The following is a 20,724-nucleotide window of genomic DNA, read 5'->3' on the forward strand; positions in this document are numbered from 1 at the left end:
GCCCCTTCTCGTGGCCCCTTCTCGCGGCCCCGTCTCGCGGGCCCGGTGATTCCGTGTGATCGGCCGGACCGGCCCGGTGATCGGCCGACGGAACGAAGTGATCAGGCGGCGCGAACGCCGTGACACGGTTCCGTCACACGGCCCGTCCCCGTACACACCGTGCGGCCGGGCGGCCATACTGGGTACGGGCCGGGGAGGGCGCGGCGAGGCGACGGGGGCGACAGCACGCGATGGCGGACACCAGGCTGATCCAGGGCCGGTACCGGCTGCTCGAACTGATCGGGCGCGGGGGGATGGGCGAGGTGTGGCGCGCGCTCGACGAGTCGCTCGGCCGGCGTGTCGCGGTCAAGTGCCTCAAGCCGGTGGGCCTCCCGCAGGGCGACGCCGCCGGCCGGGTCATGCGCGAGCGGTTCCGGCGCGAGGCCAGGGTCGCGGCGGCGCTCCAGCACCGCGGGGTCACGGTCGTCCACGACTTCGGCGAACACGACGGCGTGCTTTACCTGGTGATGGAACTGCTGGAGGGCCGGGACCTCGGCCAGCTCCTGGAGGACAACAAACGCGCCCCGCTGCCGGTGGCCGAGGTCGTCGACATCGCGGAGCAGGTCGCCGACGCCCTCGCGTACACGCATGAACAGGGCATCATCCACCGCGACTTGAAGCCCGCGAACATCATGCGGCTCACCGACGGCACGGTGAAGATCTGCGACTTCGGCATCGCCAGGCTCGGCCGCGACCTCGAACAGTCCTCCCAACTCACCGGCCTGGGCGTCGCGATGGGGACACCGCACTACATGTCGCCCGAGCAGATCGGCGCGGGCGCCATAGACCACCGCTCCGACCTGTACTCCCTGGGCTGCGTGCTGTACGAAATCGCCACCGGGGCGCCGCCGTTCGACCTGGAGGACGCCTGGTCGGTCCTCGTCGGGCACCGGGACACCGTGCCCGAGCCGCCCCGTACGCACCGGCCCGAACTGCCCGTGTTCTTCGAGCGGATCGTCCTCGACCTGCTCGCGAAGACCCCCGGCGAACGCCCCGCGGACGCGGGCGACCTGCGGCGGCGGCTCGGCGCCGGGCAGGGTCCCGCCCTCGCGTACGCGCCGGGCCCGGGGTACCCGCACGGGCGCGGCGCCGGATTCGGCCACGGGGCGGGCGAGGTGTACGACTCCCGGCCGCCGCTCCCCGGCGCGGCCCCGCTGCCGTCCTGGACCCGGGGCATGACCATTGGGCACAAGGCGACCGGCACGACGGTCCTGCCGTCGCCGCCGCCCGACCCCGCGAGCGCGCTGACCGGCGGATGGACCGGACCGGCCGGCCCGCACCCCGCGCTCCTCGCCGACCGGGCGTACGGTCCGCACGCCGCGGGCCCGTCGGCCGAACGCCTCGCCGTCCTGGCCGGCCGGCACGACGCGGGCGTGAACCTGAGCCGCGCGGGCCGCTGGGAGGAGGCGGAGGAGACCCACCGCGACGTCGCCGCCGAACGTGCCCAGACCCTCGGTCCCGACCACCCCGACACCCTCGCCAGCCGGTACGAGATCGGGGTCGCCCTGAGCGGCACGGGACGCGCGGCGGAGGCGCTGCGCGAGTTCGGGAGCGTGACGGAGGGCCGCGAACGCACGCTGGGGCCCGACCATCCGGACACCCTCGCGGCCCGCCAGGAGACGGCGTACGCGCTGGGGCGCCTCGGCCGGCACTTCGAGGCCCACGACCTGTACGCCGCGGTGCTCGCCTCCCACGAGCGGACGAAGGGCGACGAGCACCCCGACACCCTGCGGTGCCGCCACCACCTGGCGGGCAACCTGAGCCGGCTGGGGCGGCTGGAGGAGGCGTACGGACTGGCCAGGGAAGTGGTACGGGTCCGCGCCCGCGTCCTCGGCACCACCCACCCCGACACCCTCGCCACGCGCTGCGAAGTCGCCCGCACCCTGGGCCTGTTGGGGCGCTGGGCGGAGGCGCTCGGCAGCTACCGGGAGGTCGAGGCGGCGCGGGCGCGCGCCCTCGGACCCGACCACGCCGACACCCTCGCCGCCCGCTACGAGGTCGGCATCTGCCTGGGCCGCCTCGGCCGCGACGCGGAGGCGCTGGAGCTCTACCGGGCGCTGGCCGACGACCTCAAGCGGGTGAGCGGCGGCGCCGACCCGGAGACGTTGCGCGCGCGGCACGGCGTGGGCGTCAACCTGGGGCGCCTCGCCCGCTGGGAGGAGGCGCTGCGGGAGGCACGGGAGGTCTGGGCGATCCGCGAACGGGTCCTCGGCCCCGACCACCCCGACACCCTGGTCAGCCGCCGCGAGGTCGCCGTCGGCCTCGGCTGGCTGGGCCGCTGGGAGGACGCCCTGGCCGGCTACCGCCAGGTCGCCGGCACCCGCGAACGGATCCTCGGCGCGTCCCACCCGGACACCCTGACCAGTCGCGGCGACGAGGCCCACTGCCTGGAACAACTGGGCAGGACGGCGGAGGCGAGCGAGCTGTACCGCCGGGTGGCGACGCTGCGGGGAGAGCGGCCCGACCCCCGCATGTGATCCCCGGCGGCCGGGCCCGGCCCGCCCCGTACCCCTGGCCCCGCGATCATCCGCGTGTTACCAAGAGCCATGCCCGCACTCGCCTCGTACGACGCCGTCATCGTGGGCGGTGGCCACAACGGACTGGTCGCCGCCGCCTACCTCGCCCGCGCGGGGCGCTCCGTCCTCCTGCTGGAGCGCCTCGGCGGCACCGGCGGCGCCGCCGTCTCCACCCGCCCGTTCGCCGGGGTCGACGCCCGCCTCTCCCGCTACTCCTACCTGGTCTCGCTGCTGCCGGACAAGATCGTGCGCGAGCTGGGGCTGCGCTTCGCCGTACGGAAGCGGACCGTCTCCTCGTACACGCCCAAGGGCGACGGCGGGCTCCTGGTGGGCGAGGGGCGCAGCCGCGAGTCCTTCGCCGCGCTCACCGGCGGCGACGCCGAGTACGCCGCCTGGCGCGAGTTCTACGGCATGACCGCGCGCCTCGCCCGCCGTGTGTTCCCCACGCTCACCGAACCGCTGCCCACCCGCGAGGCCCTGCGCAAGCGGATCGACGACGAGACGGCCTGGCGGGCGCTGTTCGAGGAGCCCGTCGGCGTCGCGATCGAGGAGCGGTTCTCCGACGACCTCGTGCGGGGCGTGGTGCTCACCGACGCCCTCATCGGGACCTTCGCCGACGCCCACGACCCGTCGCTCGTGCAGAACCGCTGCTTCCTCTACCACGTGATCGGCGGCGGGACCGGTGACTGGGACGTGCCCGTCGGCGGGATGGGCGCCCTCACCGACGCGCTGGCCGCCGCCGCCCGCTCGGCCGGCGCCGAGATCCTCACCGGCCACGAGGCGACCCGGATCGACACCGACGGGACGCGCGCCGAGGTCTCGTACCGTACGGACGACGGCGACGGTACGGTCGGGGCCGCCCAGGTCCTCGTCAACGCCTCGCCCCAGGCCCTCGCCGCGCTCCTCGGCGAGGAACCGCCCCCGCCCGCCGAGGGCGCCCAGCTCAAGGTCAACATGCTGCTGCGCCGCCTGCCGCGCCTGCGCGACGCGTCGGTGGACCCGCGCGAGGCCTTCGCCGGGACCTTCCACATCGCCGAGGGGTACGGGCAGTTGGCGACGGCCTACCAGGAGGCCGCCGCGGGCCGGCTGCCCGCCGCGCCGCCCTCCGAGATCTACTGCCACTCGCTGACCGACCCGTCCATCCTCGGCCCAGGGCTCGCGGCGGACGGCTACCAGACGCTGACCCTGTTCGGACTGCACACCCCGGCCCGGCTGTTCGCCGCCGACAACGACGCCGTCCGCGCGGAGCTGCTCGCCGCCACGCTCGCCCAGCTCGACGCGCACCTGGCGGAGCCGATCGCGGACTGCCTGGCCGTGGACGAGGACGGCCGCCCGTGCGTCGAGGCGAAGACCCCGCTCGACCTGGAGCGCGAACTGCGGCTCCCCGGCGGCCACATCTTCCACCGGGACCTCTCCTTCCCCTACGCGGAGGCCGGGGGCGGCCGTTGGGGGGTCGGGACGGCGCACGCGAACGTCCTGCTGTGCGGGGCGGGCGCCGTCCGGGGCGGCGGGGTCAGCGGGGTGCCGGGCCACAACGCGGCGATGGCGGCGCTGGGCGGGTGACGTAGGCGGCGTGCGGGAGGCGGGGTGCGGAAGTCGGGGTGCGGGAGGAGGGCTGCGGAAGGCCGAGCGCGGGTGGTCCTCAGTCCTCGGACGCCACCCACCCCACCGCCTCGATCCCCGCCGCGTCGCCCTCGCGGGCCTCGTCGAAGAGCACCCGGCCGCCGGCCTCGACGCGCAGCCCGTCCACGTACACACCCCGCCCGGAGTGCGGCCCGCCGGCCGCGTACCGCCAGCGCAGCCGGACCTCGCCGCCGCGCCAGGCCGTCAGGTCCGCCGTCAGGCGGTGCCACACGCGGCCGGACCAGCCGGTGACCGAGCCCGCCGGGTGCGCCCGCGGCTCCTGGTGGTCCCCGGCGCCGGTACCGGCGGCGGGAGGCGCCCCGGCCCGTACGGTCGTGAAGGGCACGGGCCGCCACCTCGTCCCGCCGTCGGCCGACGCCTCCAGGAACGCCGCTTCCGTGCCGGGCGCGGTGTCCCACCACACGGCGGCCTCCAGGACGGCGGGTCCGGCGCCGAGCCGCAGCGGGGGGAGGGTCAGCGTGGCGGCCCCGGGGCCGGCGCCCGCCCGGTCGCGGAACCACGCCGTACCGCCCCGCCCCGGCCTGACCGGCACCGCTCGGGCCAGCAGGTTCGCCGCCGCGACCCTCGGCGCGCTCCCGGAACGCCACCCGCGCACCGGATGCACCGCATTGCCGAGGAGGACCAGGAACGAGTCCGTCGTCGGGTCGAGGACCAGGCTCGTCCCCGTGAAGCCGGTGTGCCCCGCCGAGCCCGGGGTGGCCATGGCGCCCATGTACCAGCGCTGGTGGAGCTCGAAGCCGAGACCGTGGGCGTGCCCGGGGAACGCGGTGTTGAAGTCCGTGAACATCAGCGCCACCGACTCGGGCCGCAGGATGCGCGCCCGCCCGTACGCGCCGCCGTTGAGGAGCGTCCGGGCGAGGACCGCCAGGTCCCAGGCGCGGGAGAACACCCCGGCGTGGCCCGCGACCCCGCCGAGCGCGTACGCGTTCTCGTCGTGCACCTCGCCCCGGACCAGCCCCCGGTCGAGCCCCGACCACGGCCGCCGGGCGTCCTCGGTGGCGGCGATCCCCGGCTTCCAGGAGGCGGGCGGGTTGTAACGCGTGCGGTGCATCCCGAGCGGAGCGGTGATCTCGTCGTGGAGCAGGGCGTCCAGAGTGCGGCCGGTGATCTCCTCCAGGACCAGTTGGAGCGTGATCAGGTTGAGGTCCGAGTACAGGTAGCCGCTGCCCGGCGGACGCACCGGGGACTCGTCCCACAGGATCCGCAGCCTGCCCTCCCGCGTCGGCGCCCCGTACAGCGCGACCCATGCGCGCAGCCCCGAGGTGTGCGTCAGCAGCTGGCGCACCGTGATGTCCGCCTTGCCGCCGCCCCCGAACTCCGGCAGGTACGCCGCGACCTTCGCGTCCAGGTCCAGCGCCCCGCTCTCGATCCGCCGGACCGCCAGGATCGCGGTGAACAGCTTCGACACGGAGGCGAGATCGTAGACCGTGTCCACGGTCGTCGCGATCCGCTCACCGGGCGGGAACTCCACCCCGGTGCCGGTCCGCTCGTCGTACGCGCGATAGCGCACCGCCGTCCCGAGGGCCCGGTGCAGCGCCACCGTCCCGCCGCGCCCGGCGAGGACCACGGCGCCCGCGTACCAGGGGTGGTCGGGGGAGGGGCCGAGGAACGCGGCCGCGTCCGTGACGAGCTGTTCCAGCGGGGCCGCGAGCAGCCCGGCCCGCTCCGGTGAGCCGTGCCGCAGGGTCAGCCGCCGCCGCAGCCGGGGCGGGACGGCGCCCGCGGCGTCCTCAGCCATCCGGAAACCTCCCTCCGAAGCGTTGAAGTGAGTGATCAGGGGCCATCCAACCCCCACGTGGCGTACGGCGCAGCCCGCCGCGCGGCCCCCCGCCACCTCTGGCAGCGTGGCGCGCATGAGGACGGGCACCGGCATCCGGGCACTGACGTCCCGGTGGACCGTGGTGGTGCCGCTGATCGCGGTGGTCGCCCTCGTGTTCAGCTGGGGGCGCGACGTGCCGCCCTGGGCCGTCGGGCTGATCGCCCTCTGCCTCGCGGGAGCCGTGCTCGCCGCCGTCCACCACGCCGAGGTCGTCGCCCACCGGGTCGGCGAACCGTTCGGCTCCCTCGTCCTCGCCGTCGCGGTGACGATCATCGAGGTCGCGCTCATCGTCACCCTGATGATCGACGGAGGCCCCAAGACCGCCACCCTCGCCCGGGACACCGTCTTCGCCGCCGTCATGATCACCTGCAACGGCATTCTCGGCCTGTGCCTGCTCGTCGGCGCGCTGCGCAGCAGGACCGCCGTGTTCAACGCGCAGGGCACCGGCGCCGCGCTCGCCACCGTCGCGACCCTGGCGACCCTCACCCTGGTCTTCCCGACCTTCACCACCAGCCGGCCAGGACCCCAGTTCTCGCCCGAGCAGCTGGCCTTCGCCGCCGTCGCCTCGCTGATCCTGTACGGGCTGTTCGTCGCCGTACAGACCGTCCGCCACCGCGACTACTTCCTGCCCGTCACCCAGGAGGGTGATCTCCAGCAGGAGGACACCCACGCCCCGCTGCCCACCCGCCGCGAGACCACCGTGAGCCTGGTGCTGCTCCTCGTGGCGCTGATCGCCGTCGTCGGGGACGCGAAGGCCGTCTCGCCCACCGTCGAGTCCGGGGTGGAGTCGGCGGGGCTGCCGCACGCCGTCGTGGGAGTGGTGATCGCCCTGCTGGTGCTGCTGCCCGAGACGATCGCCGCCGTCCGGGCCGCCCGCCACGAGCGCGTGCAGACCAGCCTGAACCTGGCCCTCGGATCGGCGATGGCGAGCATCGGGCTGACCGTCCCCGCGATCGCCTTCGCCACGATCTGGCTGGACGGACCGCTGGTGCTCGGGCTCAACGCCGTCCACATGGTGCTGCTCGCCCTGACCGTCGTGGTCGGCGCGCTGACCGTGGCGCCCGGCCGGGCCACGCTGCTCCAGGGCGGGGTGCACCTGGGGATCTTCGCCGCGTTCGTGTTCCTGGCGATCAGCCCCTGAGGACGCGCGGCCGGAGGCCCCCGCCCCCGCTCAGCCCCTGAGGTCCACGATCCGCCTGATCTTCCCCACCGAACGCTCCAGCGTCTCCGGATCGACGATCTCCACCTCCACGGACACCCCGATGCCGTCCTTCACGCCCGCCGCGATCGCCCGCGCCGCGTCCTCGCGGGCCCCGGGACCGGTCTGCGCGCGCGCCTCGGCCCGTACCGTCAGCGCGTCCATCCGCCCCTCGCGGGTCAGCCGCAGCTGGAAGTGCGGGGCGACCCCCGGCGTACGGAGCACGATCTCCTCGATCTGGGTGGGGAAGAGGTTCACCCCGCGCAGGATCACCATGTCGTCGGTGCGGCCCGTGACCTTCTCCATCCGCCGGAAGGTCCGCGCCGTCCCCGGCAGCAGCCGGGTGAGGTCGCGCGTCCGGTAGCGGATCACCGGCATCGCCTCCTTCGTCAGCGAGGTGAACACCAGCTCACCCTCCTCGCCGTCCGGCAGCACCTCGCCGGTGAACGGGTCCACGACCTCCGGGTAGAAGTGGTCCTCCGAGATGTGCAGCCCGTCCTTGGTCTCCACGCACTCGAACGACACCCCGGGGCCCATCACCTCGGACAACCCGTAGATGTCGACCGCGTCGATCGCGAACCGCTCCTCGATCTCCCGCCGCATCTCCTCCGTCCACGGCTCGGCGCCGAAGATCCCCACCCGCAGCGAGGTCGTCCGGGGATCGACGCCCTGGCGCTCGAACTCGTCGAGCAGCGTCAGCATGTACGACGGGGTCACCATGATGATCTCGGGCTCGAAGTCCTGGATCAGCCGGACCTGCCGGGCCGTCATGCCACCGGACGCGGGGATGACCGTGCAGCCGAGCCGCTCCGCGCCGTAGTGCGCCCCGAGGCCGCCGGTGAACAGCCCGTACCCGTACGCCACGTGCACCTTGTGCCCCGGGCGCCCGCCGGCCGCGCGGATCGCGCGGGCGACCAGGTCCGCCCAGGTGTCCAGGTCCTTTTCGGTGTACCCGACGACCGTGGGCCGCCCCGTGGTGCCGCTGGACGCGTGGATCCGCCGTACCTCCGACTGTTCGACGGCGAACATCCCGAAGGGGTAGTTGTCCCGCAGATCGGCCTTCGCGGTGAAGGGGAAGCGGGCCAGGTCGGCGAGGGAGTGGCAGTCCTCCGGCCGCAGGCCCGCCCGGTCGAAGGCCTGCCGGTAGAAGGGGACGTGGTCGTACGCGTGCCGCAGGGTGGCCCGCAGGCGCGCCAGCTGGAGTACGGCCAGCTCCTCGCGGCCGAGCTGCTCCGCCGCGTCCAGCAGAGGTGTCATGACGTGGTTCTCCCCGGTCGAACGGCGAACGGTGAACGGCGGACTCCGGCAGGGCGCGCCGGGACGGCGGTCCCGGGGTGCCCGAACCGGACGACCGATCATTCGGTCGACCGGTCCCGGATCAGTAATTCAGGAGTGCTCCCGGGCGTCAAGAGGTGTGTTCACCCGGCGCGGAACGCCGTTGGCACGATCGGCGCGGGACCGGGAGGATCGGACCATGCCGACATTCAGCGCGTACGACGGGACGGAACTCGCCTACCACCTGGCGGGCGGGGGCGAGCCGCTGCTGTGCCTGCCCGGCGGCCCCATGCGGGCGTCGGAGTACCTCGGCGACCTGGGAGGGCTGACCGCCTACCGGCGGCTGGTCCTGCTCGACCTGCGGGGTACGGGGGACTCGGCGGTCCCGGCGGACCGCTCGACGTACCGCTGCGACCGGCAGGTCGACGACGTGGAGGCGCTGCGCGCGCACCTCGGGCTGGAACGGGTCGACCTGCTCGGCCACTCGGCGTCCGGCAGCCTGGCGGTCCTCTACGCGGCGCGGTACCCGGACCGGGTGCGCTCGCTCACCCTGGTGACGCCGGTCGTCCCGGCGGTCGGGATCGAGCCGATGGCGGAGGACCGGCGCGAGGCGATGGCGCTGCGCCGTACCGAGCCCTGGTACGCGGCGGGTGTCGCGGCCCACGAGGAGATCGAGGCCGGCCGGGCATCGCCCGGGGCGTGGGCGGCCGTCACGCCCTTCAACTACGGGCGCTGGGACGACGCGGCGCGGGCCTACTCCGCCGCGTCCGACGGCCAGATCAACGCGGAGGCGGCGGCCGCGTACGCCGGGGAGGGCGCGTTCGACCCGGCCGCGACCCGGGCCGCGCTGCGCGGGCTGGACGTACCGGTGCTGGTGCTGACGGGTGAGCTGGACGGCTTCTGCCGCCCGGCGCGGGCCCACGCGCTGGCGGAGCTGTTCCCGGACGCCCGGGAGGCGGTGGTCCGGGGCGCCTCGCACTTCCCGTGGCTGGACGAACCGGGCGCGTTCGCCCGTACGGTCGCGGCGTTCCTGGACCCGGGGGTGCGGAGTGTCGACGTGGGAGGGGTACGGCTCGCCTACCGCACGTGGGGCGACCGGGACGCCCCGCCGGTGGTGCTGCTGCACGGCCGGTGCGGCGACAGCCGGGACTGGACGGAGATTGCCGGGGAGCTCGCGCGCGACCGGTGGGTGGTCGCCCCGGACCTCAGCGGGCACGGCCTGAGCGACTGGCCGGGCACGTACGGGCTGGCGCGCTACCGCGACGAGCTGCGCGGCTTCCTCGCCGCGCTCGGGCTGAGCGGGGTGGACGTCGTCGCCCACTCGATGGGCGGCTTCGCCGCGTACCTGCTGGCGCAGGAGGCGCCGGAGCTGTTCGGCCGGCTCGTCCTGGAGGAGAGCCCGCCGCTCCTGCCGCTGGACCCGCCGCGCCCGCCGGCCGTGCGGGAGGAGGGGCGCCTCGACTACGACTGGGCGCTGGTGCCCGCCGTGGACGCGGAGTTGAACGCGCCGGACCCGGCGTGGCGGGAGGGGCTCGGGCGGATCACGGCGCCGACGCTGGTGATCGCGGGCGGCCCCGGCAGCTCCGTCGCGCAGGAGAAGTTCCGGTGGCTGGCGGAACGGGTGCCGGGGGCCCGGCTGGTCACGATCGACGCGGGACACCTGGTCCATCAGACGCGCCCTGCCGCATTCCTGGCGGCGGTAAGGGAGTTCGGCATCTGAGCCGGTCCGTCCCGGGGGAATGTCGGACCCGTCTGCGAGGCTCCGGCCATGGAGATGACACTGCAACTCACGATCGACTGCGCCGACCCGGTGAGGTTGGTGGCGTTCTGGAGCGAGGCCCTCGGGTACGTACCCGAGCCCGCCCCGGACGGCCATGCCACCTGGCGCGCGTACTGGATCGCCGCGGGGGTGCCGGAGGAGGAGCTGCCGCCCGGGGCGGGCGACGCCGCGGAGTCGATCGTCGATCCGGCGGGGCGCGGCCCGCGGGTCTGGTTCCAGCAGGTTCCCGAGCGGAAGGCCGGCAAGAACCGCCTGCACCTGGACCTGAAGGTGGGCGGCGGGCGGGAGGTCCCCCGGGCGGTCCGCGCGGAGCGGGTCGGCGCCACGGTGGAACGGCTGGTCGAGGCGGGCGCGGGTGTGCTGCGGACCACGGACGAGCCGGACGCCGGGCAGTACGCGGTCCTGCTGCGGGACCCGGAGGGCAACGAGTTCTGCGTGGTCTAGGGAGGGGTTCGGCCGACCGGCCCGACCGACCGGCCCGGGCCCGCCGCCCGTCGTCATCGCGGCCTGTCCGGGACCGGCGGCGGTCGATAGGCTGGCCCGGGACGACGCAGCGGGAGGAGCAGGACGTGGCCGAGAGCACCACCACCCATCAGCCGCTCACGGGCTGGAACAAGCCGGAGCTGGACCTGAGCAACGCGGACTGGCGGTCGGGCAGCCAGGGCAGGGGTGATGTCCAGATCGCCTTCGTCGAGGGCTTCATCGCGATGCGCAACAGCGGTAAGCCGGAGAGCCCTTCGCTGATCTTCAGCCCGGCGGAATGGCGGGCCTTCGTGATCAACGCCCGCGAGGGGGAGTTCGACCTCACCTGACGGCGCGGCCGCCGGGAACGGGCGGGAGCCGGGGACACTTCGCGGCGCGGCGCCGCCGCGGGACGGGACTCACCGTTCGGTACGGGTCGCCTGCCGCGCCTCGAGAACGGCCGCGATCCGCAGGCACCAGTCCCGGTGCTCCCGCTCGAAGGCGAGGCCGCGCAGGCAGGTCAGGTACGGCCCGATCCGCTCGCCCCGGAGGAGGAACTCCTCCTCGTCCGCGTCGCCGCGCAGACGCCGCAGCAGATCGCCGAGCAGCTCGATCTTGCCGTCGGCCGCGGCCGCCCGCTCCTGGAGCTGTCCGATCACCGCCGCCGTACCGATCCGGTCGGCGACCTGGACCTTCACCAGCAGGTCGTCGCGGATGAACGAGGGCTTCGACACGGCCGCGGCGAACGTCTCCAGCTCGGCGCGACCGGCGTCGGTGACCCGGAACAGCCGTTTGTTGGGCCGGGTTTCCTGGATCACCTGCCGCCCCGAGACCAGCCCGTCCTTCTCCAGCTTGGCCAACTCCGCGTACAACTGCTGCGGCAGGGCGTGCCAGAAGTTCGCGACGCCGATGTCGAACGCCTTCGCCAGCTGGTACCCGCTGTACTCGCCGTCCAGCAGCGCCGCCAGTACCGCGTGCCGCAACGCCATCGGCCCGCCCCTTCCCTTTTCCGTTCCGCCCTCGCATCATACTCAACGAAGTGACTAGTCAGATTCTTGAGTACGAGGAGGGTCCATGGAGACCGCCGAACGCTTCCGCGCCGCCGTGGAGAACGGCGAACTCGCCGCACTGGACGACCTGTTCACCGAGGACATCCGCCTGTACAGCCCCGTGACGTTCACGCCCTTCGAGGGCAGGCCCATGGTCCTCGGGCTCTTCGGCGTCCTGCTGCGCACCTTCGAGGACTTCCGCTACACCGGCCACTTCGAGGGCACGGCCGAGACCAGCGCCGACGGCGAGGAGGCCCCGTCGGAGATCCTGCTGTTCCGGGCCACCGTGGACGGCAAGCAGATCCACGGCATCGACATGCTCCAGTTCGACGAGGCGGGCCGGATCAAGGAGTTCACCGTGATGGTCCGCCCCCAGTCCGCCGTACACACCCTGGGGCAGGCGGTACTGGCCGGCCTGGCCGCCGACGGCCTCACCCCCGGGGCGGCGGTCGCCCCTTAAAGCCTGCCCGGGGGGCAGCCCGGGAGGGGCGCCGGGCGTGGTGCCTCCGGGCCGTTCCGGAGGCGGGTCTGCGGGGGGCTCCGGTGTGCTGACCCGGCTCTGTCGGGGGGTCGTGAACCCGTACCATGGTGGGATGTCCTTTCTCCGCCGCCGCAGCGCCGCCACACCCGCGGGCCCGGACTTTGATGTCCTGGCCATGGATCCGGGTGACTGGCCCGGGAATCTCGGGGCCGGCCTGCTGCCCGCCCCCGACGGCAGCTGCCAGGGTGTCTTCCTGCGCTACGACCTGTTCGGTGGTCGCGGGCCCGCGATGATCATCGGCAACCTCCCCGAGGGCTCCCCGGCCCGGGAGGTGCCGGACGGGCAGATCCCGTTCGAGGTGGCCCAGCTGCTGCTGGCGCTGGAGAACGAGGAGCCCGTCGAGGTCGTCGGCGTCGAGGACATGCCGGTGATGCAGGGCGACAACCTCATGATCGTGCGCCGCCTCAAGCTCTCCGAAAGCCGCATCTCCTGCGTGCAGTTCGACCGCAGCGACAACGTCCTCGTGACGATCGCCAGCTGGGACCGGCCCATCACCGACGATCTCTACGCGCTCCTCAAGCCGCTCCCCGCCGAACTGTTCCAGCAGGGCTGAGCGCCCGCCCCCTCCGGTGTGCCGAGCTGATTTGTCATGTCTATTGCCAAATCAGTCATCGGACTTTTACCGTGCTGGCCATGACTCCAGGGATGAGCCGTAGAACCACCATCAAGTCCGCACTGGGTGCAACAGGCGCGCTGGCACTGGGAGTTCCGGCCATGGCCGGAACAGCCGCCGCCGCCGACCCCTCCGATGATTTGACGCTCTGGTACCAGACCCCCGCCACCAACTGGGAGCGGGAATCCCTGCCCATCGGCAGCGGAGCCCTCGGCGCGAGTGTGTTCGGCACACTCGCCACCGAGCGGCTCACGTTCAACGAGAAGACCCTGTGGACCGGCGGGCCCGGCGCGGCCGGCGGCTACGACCACGGCAACTGGACCACGCCCAGGCCCGGCGTCCTCGCCTCCGTCCAGCAGCGTCTGGACACCGAGGGCCGGCTCACCCCCGAAGCCGTCGTCGCCGAACTGGGCCAGCCCAAACACGGCTTCGGCTCCTACCAGGTCTTCGGCGACCTCGAGTTCGCCGTGCCCGGCGCCCCCACCGCCCCCGACGCCTCGTACCGGCGCTCGCTCGACCTCTCCACCGCGCTGGCCGCCGTCTCGTACACGCACCAAGGCGTCGCGTACACACGGGAGTTCTTCGCCTCCTACCCCGGCAAGGTCATCGCCGGCCGGTTCGGCGCCGACCAGCCGGGCAAGGTCGCCTTCACCCTGCGCTACACCTCGCCCCGCCAGGACTTCACCGCCACCGCGAGCGGCGACCGCCTGACCGTCAGGGGCGCGCTGCGGGACAACGGGCTGCGCTTCGAGGCCCAGATCCGCGTACGGACCGAGGGCGGCAGCGTCCGCGCCGGGACCGACGGCACGCTCACCGTCACCGGCGCGAACCGGGCCTGGTTCGTCCTGGCCGCCGGCACCGACTACGCCGACACCTACCCGGCCTACCGGGGCAGGGACCCGCACGCCGCCGTCACCGGCTCCGTCGACGCGGCGGCCCGCCGCTCGTACACCGACCTGCGCGAGCGCCATGTCGCCGACCACCGCGCCCTGTTCGACCGGGTCCGGCTCGACATCGGCCAGCAGCTCCCCGACCTGCCCACCGACCGGCTGCTGACCGGCTACACCGGCGGGACGACCCCCGCCGACAAGGCACTCGAAGCGCTCTTCTTCCAGTACGGGCGCTACCTGCTCATCGCCTCCTCCCGCGCCGGCTCGCTGCCCGCGAACCTCCAGGGCGTGTGGAACAACGTCACCGACCCGCCCTGGTCGGCTGACTACCACGTCAACATCAACCTCCAGATGAACTACTGGCTTGCCGAGGTCACCAACCTCGCCGAGACCACCGCCCCCTACGACCGCTATGTCGAGGCCATGCGCGCCCCCGGCCGCCGCAGCGCCCAGGAGATCTTCGGCTCCGGCGGCTGGGTGGTGCAGAACGAGACCAACCCGTACGGCTTCACCGGCGTCCACAACTGGGCCACCTCCTTCTGGTTCCCGGAGGCCGCCGCCTGGCTCACGCAGCAGCTCTACGACCACTACCGCTTCAACGGCTCCACCGACTACCTGCGCACCACCGCCTACCCGGTGATGAAGGAGGCGGCGGAGTTCTGGCTCGCCAACCTCCGTACCGACCCCAGGGACGGCACACTTGTCGTCACCCCCAGCTACTCCCCGGAGCAGGGCGACTTCACGGCGGGCGCCGCCATGTCGCAGCAGATCGTCCACGACCTGCTCACCAACACGCTGGAGGCCGCCAGGACCCTCGGCGACGCCCCCGCCTTCCGCGCCCGGCTCCAGGACACGCTCGCCGAGCTCGACCCCGGGCTGCGCGTCGGGTCCTGGGGACAGCTCCAGGAGTGGAAGGCGGACCTGGACAGCCCGACCAACGACCACCGGCACGTCTCGCACCTCTTCGCCCTGCACCCCGGCCGGCAGATCCAGGCGGGCAGCGAGTGGGCCGACGCCGCCAAGGTCTCGCTGACCGCGCGCGGCGACGGCGGCACCGGCTGGTCCAAGGCCTGGAAGATCAACTTCTGGGCGCGCCTGCGCGACGGGGACCACGCGCACAAGATGCTCTCCGAGCAGCTCAAGTCCTCGACGCTGCCGAACCTGTGGGACACCCACCCGCCGTTCCAGATCGACGGCAACTTCGGTGCCACGTCGGGGATCGCCGAGATGCTCGTCCAGAGCCAGCACGGGCCGATCGAGATCCTGCCGGCCCTCCCCGCGTCCTGGCCGGACGGCAGCGTCACCGGCCTGCGGGCCCGGGGCGGCGCCACGCTGGATCTCGTCTGGGCCGGCGGCCGCGCCACCCGCGTCACCCTGCGCGCGCACCGCACGGGCGACCTGACCGTACGCAGCACCCTGCTGCCGGGCGGGGAGCGTCGCTTCCGGGCGACGGCGGGCAGGACGTACGTCTTCCACGCCTGACGCCCCGAGGCCCCGCCCGCGGATCGTCGCGGGCGGGGCCTTCCCGCGGGTGTTCCGCTGTCCGGCGTCCGCCGCACCGGCCCCGGCGTCAGACGAGTGGTTCGCCTCCGTCGACCGCCAGGGAGACCCCCGTCAGGAACGTGTTGGTCATCGCGAACACGACGGCGTCCGCGATGTCCTCGGCCGTCCCGAGGCGCCGCGCCGGGTTGTGCTCCTTCCTCGCCGCGAACAGCGCCGCCTTCTTCGCGTCGCCCAAGGCGTCGTACGCCCCGGTGTCGACGGTCCCGGGGGAGATGGCGTTGACCCGCACGGGAGCCAGTTCCACGGCCAGCGCCCTGGCGATGGTGTCGGCCGCGCCGTTCGTGGCGGCGACGGCCAGCATGCCCGGTACGGGCTTGATCGCCGAGGAGCCCGAGAACAGGGTGAGGGAGCCGCCCTCGCGGATCCGGTTCCGGAAGTGCTTGGCGAGGATGATCGGCCCGATCGCCTTCGTCTCGAAGGAGAGCCGCAGGATCTCCGGGGAGAGCGCGTCGATGGTGCCGCGCGCCCGGGCCGAGGCCGTCGACACGACGTGGTCGACCTCTCCGAGCCGCTCAGCCAGCGCGGCGATCGACCGCTCGTCCGTCAGGTCCACCCTCTCGGGGGTGATCCCCGGGTCGTTGTACGCCTTGGCGAGGCTCTCCTCGTCACGTCCGGCGACCACGACCCGCGCGCCGGCTTCCCGGGCCGCCAGCGTCACCGCCCGGGCGATCCCGCTGCCCCGGCCGACCACCAGTACCGTCTTGTCCTGAAGTGTTGATTTCATCGCTGCCTCCCAATTCCCTGTAGGTCCGAGGCTAGTTCCGCCCGTCCTCGGATTGGCGCCGGGAATGATGCGTCTTTTCGTGGGTCGGCAAAGGCAGCGCGAATACCGCCGCGGGCCGGTGAATTCGCGGATTCACGGAGTCGCCGAGTCGCGGACTCGCCGAGTCACGGCTTCTCGACCTCGTCGACGTCGAGGCCGCGGTCGGCGCCGTGCGGAATCACCGTCTGGCCCGGCTCCAGTTCCAGGCGGACCCCGTCCAGGTGGACCGCGACCTTGTCCGGCTCGAAGGAGACGAGATCGTCGACGCGGCTCACCTCGGGGTAGGCGTGGCGGTACGACCAGGCGGCGCCCTGGATGCCGCCGATCTCGTAGTAGTCCGCGAGGCCCTTGTACGGGCAGAACGTCTGGCCCTCGACGGGGATGAGCGCCTCCTCGTCGATGTCGTCCCGGCGGACGTACCAGCGCGGCGCGAAGCCGGACTCGTACAGCACGACGGGCCGCCGGGTGCTCGCCACCACGCGGTCGCCGTCGTGGACTTCGAGCGTCCGTGAGGAGTCGCGGATGTCGATGCGGTGATACGCGTCGGCCGCGTGGCCGAGGATCCGCTCGTCCTCCTCGTAGAAGGCGTCCATGGCCCGCCAGGCGAAGGCCACCCGGCCCTCGAACTCCTTCGCGTGGTCCGGGAGTTCCGTGTGCCGCCAGGCCGCCCGCGCTGTCTTCCGGTCCCTTCCGTGGACCCGGTACCAGGCGGTCGTGCCCAGTTCGCGGTGGTGGGTGGTCGGTTCGGTCGGTTCGAGGACACCGGTCCCCACGTCACCGAGCGGGAAGTACGCCACCGGATACCTGCCCGGTTCGTGCAGGAGGACCACGTCCTCGGACTCGGCGATCCACTCACCGGCGAACCGGACCCGCATCCTGCGGCGGAGACGCTCCGCGAACAGGAGCCTCTCGGGCAGGGGGTCGGGAGTGAGGAACCTGCCGATCGAGTGCGGTGCGAGAGGCCCTTGCTGCCATGCCAGACCCATGACGATTCCCTCTTCCGTTCTGATCCTTCGGCTTTTGTCCGGGGCATTCCGTTCGGATGTGCGGATGAATACGGCCAGATGTCCCTGACCTTCCATGATAGGTCTCGCGGAGGTCCGCGTATACGTAAGGGGAACTCATTCGGGAAACCTCTGATCACCCTCCGGAAAACGCATGGTCCAGGACGGTCGGTCCGTGAATCGGCTCGTTAGCATGGGCAGAGATGCGCAAGGGAGGAAATCATGGCTCTCTCGTTGAAAGGCCGGACCGTTCTGGTCGTCGGCCGTGGAAGCGGAATCGCCAGGGCCGTCGTCCTCGCCGCGCGGGCGGAGGGGGCGAACGTCGTGGTCGCGGGCCGGAGCCGGGAGAAACTGCGCGGTGCGTACGACGATCCCGGCATCGAGGCCGAGGAGGTCGACCTCAACGACGACACCAGCATCGCGGCGCTCGCGGAGCGGCTCGGTGAGGTCGACCACCTGGTGTCGACCGCCTCGGCCCGCGCCCGCGGCCACCTGGCGGAGTTGGACCGCGCGGCGGTCCTGCGTTCGTTCGACACCAAGGTCGTCGGACCGATCATGCTCGCCCAGCACTTCTCCGGACGCTTCGCACCAGGGGGTTCGTTCACCCTGTTCTCGGGTGTGGCCGCCTTCAAGCCGGTGGCCGGCTATCTCGGCGTCGCCGCCACCAACGGCGCGGTCGACTTCCTCACCCGCTCCCTCGCCCTGGAGATGGGTCCCGTCCGGGTCAACGCCATCTCGCCCGGTGTGATCGACACCGGCATCTGGGACGCCTTGGGCGACGCGGAGAAGAAGGCCTATTTCGAGCAGCTTCGTACGAGGAATCCCGCCCGCCGCATCGGCACGGTGGAGGACATCTCCGCCGCCGTGCTTCTCGCCATGACAAACGCCTCGCTGACAGGGGTGACTCTCCGCGTCGACGGCGGAGAACCCCTCACCTGACGCGGCTCTCCGTGAAGGGACCGATCATGAACGTGGTGCACCATCGCTACGCCACCGTCCAGGGGCAGCGGATCTTCTACCGGGAGGCTGGACCCCCCGACGCCCCCGCGCTCGTCCTCCTGCACGGCTTCCCGACCAGCTCGTTCATGTTCCGCGAGCTGATCCCGAGGCTGGCCGACCGCTACCACGTGGTCGCCCCGGACCACCTCGGCTTCGGCCTGTCCGACGCACCGGCCGCCGACCGCTTCGACTACACCTTCGACGCGCTGACCGCCCTCACCCGGGGGCTCCTCGGCCACCTCGGCCTCACCCGCTACGCGCTCTACGTCCAGGACTACGGCGCTCCCGTCGGATGGCGCCTGGCCCTCGCCGATCCCGACGCGGTCACCGCGATCGTCACGCAGAGCGGCAACGCCTACGACAGCGGCTTCGTCGAGGGCTTCTGGAAGACCGTGTGGGACTACCAGCGCGAGCAGACCCCGGAGACCGAGGCGGCGATCCGCGGGGCCCTCACCCTCGACCTCATCAAGTGGCAGTACGTCACGGGGGTCGCCGACGAGTCGGTCGTCAGCCCCGACACCTGGCACCACGACCACGCCCTGGTCTCCCGCCCCGGCAACGACCTCGTCCAGCTCGCCCTGTTCCGCGACTACGCCACCAACTCGCCGCTCTACCCGCGCGTTCACACGTACTTTCGCGAGCACCGGCCGCCGCTCCTCGCGGTCTGGGGCAGGAACGACCCGATCTTCGGCCCCGCGGGGGCGGAGGCGTTCCTGGCGGACCTCCCCGACGCCCGGATCCACCTGCTCGACGGCGGGCACTTCCTGCTGGAGAGCCACGGGGAGGAGGCCGCCGGGCTCATCCGCTCCTTCCTCGACGAGGTCGACCCCAAGCCGTGACAGCACTCCCGCGTGTCACCGCACCCGCGCACACCACCGCACCCACGCACGAAAGTTGAAGAGATGAGCCAGACTTCCACGGCCGACGTCCACGCGTCCGTGATCCTCGCCCACGGCGCCTGGGCGGACGGGTCGAGCTGGAGCAAGGTGATCACCCGCCTGCGGTCGCACGGCGTCCGCGTCCGGGCCGCCGCCCTCCCGCTCTCCTCGCCGCAGGACGACCTCGCCGCACTGGAACGGACCCTAGACCGTACCGAGGGCCCCGTCGTCCTGGTCGGCCACGCCTACGCCGGGGCCGTGATCGGGGCGACCCGGAACGAGCGGGTGGCGGGACTCGTGTACGTCGCCGCGCTCGCCCCCGACGAGGGCGAGACCGTGGCCGACGTCTACTACCGGGACCAGCCGCACCCGCGGGCGCCGGAGCTGGCCCCGGACGACGACGGCTACATATGGCTGCCCGACGCCGCGTTCCCCGACGCCTTCGCCCAGGACGCCACCGACGAGGAACGGGACCTGCTCGCCTCCGTCCAGAGGCCGATCGCGGGCGCCTGCATCGCCTCCCCCGTGGGAAGGCCGCTCTGGAGGGACCGGCCGAGCTGGTACTTCGTCGCCGAACGGGACCGCATGATCCCCGCCGGCACCCAGCGTTTCATGGCCGGGCGGATGAACGCCCACGTGCGGTCAGGGCCCACCGACCACGCCCCCCTCGTCACCGCCCCCGGAGCCGTCACCGAGCTGATCCTCGAAGCCGTCCGCGCCCTCGGCCCGGACCGGCAGGCCCTGGTCCCGTAGATCCGCCAGGAAGAGGGCGACCAGGGAGTCCGAGGGAACGGTCGTGATCGCGACCACCGCGCGGCGGACCGGCGGGTCGAAGCCCAGCACCACGCCCGCCGGCCGTACGGCGAGGGCGGACGCGGGCACGATCGTCAGGCCCATCCCCGCCCCGGCGAGCTGCGCCGCGGTACGGGGACTGCGCGTCCGCAGCACGGGACTGAGCGCGACCTGATGGGAGGAGACGAACCGGTCGACCCAGGCCGCGTTGCCGTTGTCACTGGTGTAGTGGACGAACGGCTCGCCGACCAGCTCCTCCACGCGGACCGAGGACCGGCCGGCGAGGCGATGGCCGTCGGGGCACACCACGAGCATCTCCTCGTCCCCCAGGCGCTCGACGTGCGCGGTGGTCCCGGTGGGCTCGGGACCCACGACGAGGTCCGCCTCCCCGGCCATCAGGATCTCCACCATCGCGTCGGAGCTGGTGAACTCCATGAGGTCGATCCGCACCTCGGGGCGCAGCGACCGCCAGCGCCGCAGCAGCGAGACCAGCAGCCAGACGGTCATCGTCTCGGCGCACGCCAGCCGGATCCGGCCCGCCCGTCCCGCCGCCACGTCCCGCCCGGCCTCCACGGCGCGCTCGGCCGCCTTCAGCGCGATGCGCGCGTCGACCGCGGCGGCCCGTCCGGCCGCGGTGACCCGTACCCCCCGGGACAACCGCTCCACCACCGGCGTGTCGAGTTCCCGCTCCAGGGCCGCGATCTGATGGGACAGCGCCGGCTGCGACAGGTGGAGGGCCGCCGCGGCCCTGGTCACGGACCCCTCGTCGACCAGTGCGACCAGACACTCGAGCGCGCGCAAAGTTGCCATCCGGTCAATGTAGCCACGGCGCGGGGCCCGGCGGCGCGGGCCCCGCGACCGACCTGCGAAACACCGCCCCGGCGCGCAAGATGGAGGGA

18 protein-coding genes are annotated in these 20,724 nt (G+C 73.1%); 12 read left to right on the plus strand and 6 right to left on the minus strand.

Going from position 1 to position 20,724, the window contains the following annotated elements; all coding sequences use genetic code 11:
* Positions 1-230: 230 nt before the first annotated feature.
* Together HA039_RS32635 and HA039_RS32640 are read left to right on the plus strand one after the other, a co-directional pair.
* Entirely contained in the window at positions 231-2,516 is a 2,286-nt protein-coding gene (locus tag HA039_RS32635; protein WP_167035527.1) for a serine/threonine-protein kinase, read from the plus strand.
* A 69-nt stretch (positions 2,517-2,585) separates the two neighbouring features.
* Positions 2,586-4,118 (plus strand): phytoene desaturase family protein, encoded by a 1,533-nt coding sequence (locus tag HA039_RS32640; RefSeq protein WP_167035529.1) that lies wholly within the window; start codon positions 2,586-2,588, stop codon positions 4,116-4,118.
* Positions 4,119-4,197: 79 nt separating this feature from the next.
* Here the strand turns inward: HA039_RS32640 and HA039_RS32645 are convergent, their stop codons facing one another.
* The gene (locus tag HA039_RS32645) at positions 4,198-6,054 is read right to left on the minus strand and encodes a serine hydrolase domain-containing protein (RefSeq protein ID WP_208298863.1); all 1,857 of its coding nucleotides are present in this window, start codon (positions 6,052-6,054) and stop codon (positions 4,198-4,200) included.
* On the opposite strand from HA039_RS32645, the gene HA039_RS32650 reads away from it, so the two are divergent.
* A complete protein-coding gene (locus HA039_RS32650) occupies positions 6,053-7,159 on the plus strand; it encodes a calcium:cation antiporter (protein WP_167035533.1) in 1,107 nt (368 codons plus the stop codon). The two genes, HA039_RS32645 and HA039_RS32650, sit on opposite strands and share 2 nt — an antisense overlap.
* Positions 7,160-7,189: 30 nt before the next feature.
* Here the strand turns inward: HA039_RS32650 and paaK are convergent, their stop codons facing one another.
* Positions 7,190-8,473 carry a phenylacetate--CoA ligase PaaK gene (gene paaK, locus HA039_RS32655; protein ID WP_167035535.1) on the minus strand — a complete coding sequence of 428 codons (1,284 nt, stop codon included), beginning with the start codon at positions 8,471-8,473 and terminating at the stop codon, positions 7,190-7,192.
* A gap of 217 nt (positions 8,474-8,690) precedes the next feature.
* Here paaK and HA039_RS32660 point away from each other — a divergent pair, with 217 nt between their 5' ends.
* The 3 genes from HA039_RS32660 to HA039_RS32670 all read left to right on the plus strand — a co-directional run bounded on the left by HA039_RS32660 (position 8,691) and on the right by HA039_RS32670 (position 11,083).
* A complete protein-coding gene (locus HA039_RS32660) occupies positions 8,691-10,211 on the plus strand; it encodes an alpha/beta fold hydrolase (RefSeq protein ID WP_167035537.1) in 1,521 nt (506 codons plus the stop codon).
* 48 nt (positions 10,212-10,259) lie between these two features.
* Positions 10,260-10,715 (plus strand): VOC family protein, encoded by a 456-nt coding sequence (locus HA039_RS32665; RefSeq protein WP_167035539.1) that lies wholly within the window; start codon positions 10,260-10,262, stop codon positions 10,713-10,715.
* Between the two features lie 125 nt (positions 10,716-10,840).
* A complete protein-coding gene (locus HA039_RS32670; protein ID WP_161307048.1) occupies positions 10,841-11,083 on the plus strand; it encodes a DUF397 domain-containing protein in 243 nt (80 codons plus the stop codon).
* Positions 11,084-11,152: 69 nt separating this feature from the next.
* Here the strand turns inward: HA039_RS32670 and HA039_RS32675 are convergent, their stop codons facing one another.
* The gene (locus HA039_RS32675) at positions 11,153-11,722 is read right to left on the minus strand and encodes a PadR family transcriptional regulator (RefSeq protein WP_167035541.1); all 570 of its coding nucleotides are present in this window, start codon (positions 11,720-11,722) and stop codon (positions 11,153-11,155) included.
* Between the two features lie 85 nt (positions 11,723-11,807).
* Between HA039_RS32675 and HA039_RS32680 the strand changes: the two genes are divergently transcribed.
* The 3 genes from HA039_RS32680 to HA039_RS32690 all read left to right on the plus strand — a co-directional run bounded on the left by HA039_RS32680 (position 11,808) and on the right by HA039_RS32690 (position 15,308).
* The gene (locus HA039_RS32680; RefSeq protein ID WP_167035543.1) at positions 11,808-12,242 is read left to right on the plus strand and encodes a nuclear transport factor 2 family protein; all 435 of its coding nucleotides are present in this window, start codon (positions 11,808-11,810) and stop codon (positions 12,240-12,242) included.
* 133 nt (positions 12,243-12,375) lie between these two features.
* On the plus strand, positions 12,376-12,876 hold the full coding sequence (locus HA039_RS32685; RefSeq protein WP_167035545.1) for a hypothetical protein: 501 nt from the start codon (positions 12,376-12,378) through the stop codon (positions 12,874-12,876).
* Positions 12,877-13,037: 161 nt separating this feature from the next.
* Positions 13,038-15,308, plus strand: a complete 2,271-nt coding sequence (locus HA039_RS32690; protein WP_243869922.1) for a glycoside hydrolase family 95 protein — start codon at positions 13,038-13,040, stop codon at positions 15,306-15,308.
* A gap of 88 nt (positions 15,309-15,396) precedes the next feature.
* On the opposite strand, the gene HA039_RS32695 is transcribed toward HA039_RS32690, so the two are convergent.
* Positions 15,397-16,113, minus strand: a complete 717-nt coding sequence (locus tag HA039_RS32695; protein ID WP_167035549.1) for an SDR family oxidoreductase — start codon at positions 16,111-16,113, stop codon at positions 15,397-15,399.
* Between the two features lie 164 nt (positions 16,114-16,277).
* A complete protein-coding gene (locus HA039_RS32700) occupies positions 16,278-17,138 on the minus strand; it encodes a DUF427 domain-containing protein (RefSeq protein ID WP_167035550.1) in 861 nt (286 codons plus the stop codon).
* Between the two features lie 240 nt (positions 17,139-17,378).
* Here HA039_RS32700 and HA039_RS32705 point away from each other — a divergent pair, with 240 nt between their 5' ends.
* The 3 genes from HA039_RS32705 (at position 17,379) to HA039_RS32715 (ending at position 19,786) form a co-directional block, all read left to right on the plus strand.
* The gene (locus HA039_RS32705) at positions 17,379-18,095 is read left to right on the plus strand and encodes an SDR family oxidoreductase (RefSeq protein ID WP_167035553.1); all 717 of its coding nucleotides are present in this window, start codon (positions 17,379-17,381) and stop codon (positions 18,093-18,095) included.
* Positions 18,096-18,121: 26 nt separating this feature from the next.
* Positions 18,122-18,994, plus strand: a complete 873-nt coding sequence (locus HA039_RS32710) for an alpha/beta fold hydrolase (RefSeq protein WP_167035555.1) — start codon at positions 18,122-18,124, stop codon at positions 18,992-18,994.
* Between the two features lie 63 nt (positions 18,995-19,057).
* A complete protein-coding gene (locus HA039_RS32715) occupies positions 19,058-19,786 on the plus strand; it encodes an alpha/beta fold hydrolase (protein WP_167035557.1) in 729 nt (242 codons plus the stop codon).
* Here HA039_RS32715 and HA039_RS32720 read toward each other — a convergent pair.
* Entirely contained in the window at positions 19,676-20,635 is a 960-nt protein-coding gene (locus tag HA039_RS32720) for a LysR family transcriptional regulator (protein WP_167035559.1), read from the minus strand. The two genes, HA039_RS32715 and HA039_RS32720, sit on opposite strands and share 111 nt — an antisense overlap.
* Positions 20,636-20,724: the final 89 nt, after the last annotated feature.

It is taken from the genome of Streptomyces liangshanensis (assembly GCF_011694815.1).
Taxonomy (GTDB): domain Bacteria; phylum Actinomycetota; class Actinomycetes; order Streptomycetales; family Streptomycetaceae; genus Streptomyces; species Streptomyces liangshanensis.

Excerpts from the sequence above, each read along its gene's own strand:
- HA039_RS32635 (WP_167035527.1), top strand. The coding sequence starts at position 231 with ATGGCGGACACCAGGCTGATCCAGGGCCGGTACCGGCTGCTCGAACTG.
- HA039_RS32640 (WP_167035529.1), top strand. The coding sequence starts at position 2,586 with ATGCCCGCACTCGCCTCGTACGACGCCGTCATCGTGGGCGGTGGCCAC.
- HA039_RS32650 (WP_167035533.1), top strand. The coding sequence starts at position 6,053 with ATGAGGACGGGCACCGGCATCCGGGCACTGACGTCCCGGTGGACCGTG.
- HA039_RS32645 (WP_208298863.1), bottom strand. The coding sequence starts at position 6,054 with ATGCGCGCCACGCTGCCAGAGGTGGCGGGGGGCCGCGCGGCGGGCTGC.
- paaK (WP_167035535.1), bottom strand. The coding sequence starts at position 8,473 with ATGACACCTCTGCTGGACGCGGCGGAGCAGCTCGGCCGCGAGGAGCTG.
- HA039_RS32660 (WP_167035537.1), top strand. The coding sequence starts at position 8,691 with ATGCCGACATTCAGCGCGTACGACGGGACGGAACTCGCCTACCACCTG.
- HA039_RS32665 (WP_167035539.1), top strand. The coding sequence starts at position 10,260 with ATGGAGATGACACTGCAACTCACGATCGACTGCGCCGACCCGGTGAGG.
- HA039_RS32675 (WP_167035541.1), bottom strand. The coding sequence starts at position 11,722 with ATGGCGTTGCGGCACGCGGTACTGGCGGCGCTGCTGGACGGCGAGTAC.
- HA039_RS32680 (WP_167035543.1), top strand. The coding sequence starts at position 11,808 with ATGGAGACCGCCGAACGCTTCCGCGCCGCCGTGGAGAACGGCGAACTC.
- HA039_RS32685 (WP_167035545.1), top strand. The coding sequence starts at position 12,376 with ATGTCCTTTCTCCGCCGCCGCAGCGCCGCCACACCCGCGGGCCCGGAC.
- HA039_RS32690 (WP_243869922.1), top strand. The coding sequence starts at position 13,038 with ATGGCCGGAACAGCCGCCGCCGCCGACCCCTCCGATGATTTGACGCTC.
- HA039_RS32695 (WP_167035549.1), bottom strand. The coding sequence starts at position 16,113 with ATGAAATCAACACTTCAGGACAAGACGGTACTGGTGGTCGGCCGGGGC.
- HA039_RS32700 (WP_167035550.1), bottom strand. The coding sequence starts at position 17,138 with ATGGGTCTGGCATGGCAGCAAGGGCCTCTCGCACCGCACTCGATCGGC.
- HA039_RS32705 (WP_167035553.1), top strand. The coding sequence starts at position 17,379 with ATGGCTCTCTCGTTGAAAGGCCGGACCGTTCTGGTCGTCGGCCGTGGA.
- HA039_RS32710 (WP_167035555.1), top strand. The coding sequence starts at position 18,122 with ATGAACGTGGTGCACCATCGCTACGCCACCGTCCAGGGGCAGCGGATC.
- HA039_RS32715 (WP_167035557.1), top strand. The coding sequence starts at position 19,058 with ATGAGCCAGACTTCCACGGCCGACGTCCACGCGTCCGTGATCCTCGCC.
- HA039_RS32720 (WP_167035559.1), bottom strand. The coding sequence starts at position 20,635 with ATGGCAACTTTGCGCGCGCTCGAGTGTCTGGTCGCACTGGTCGACGAG.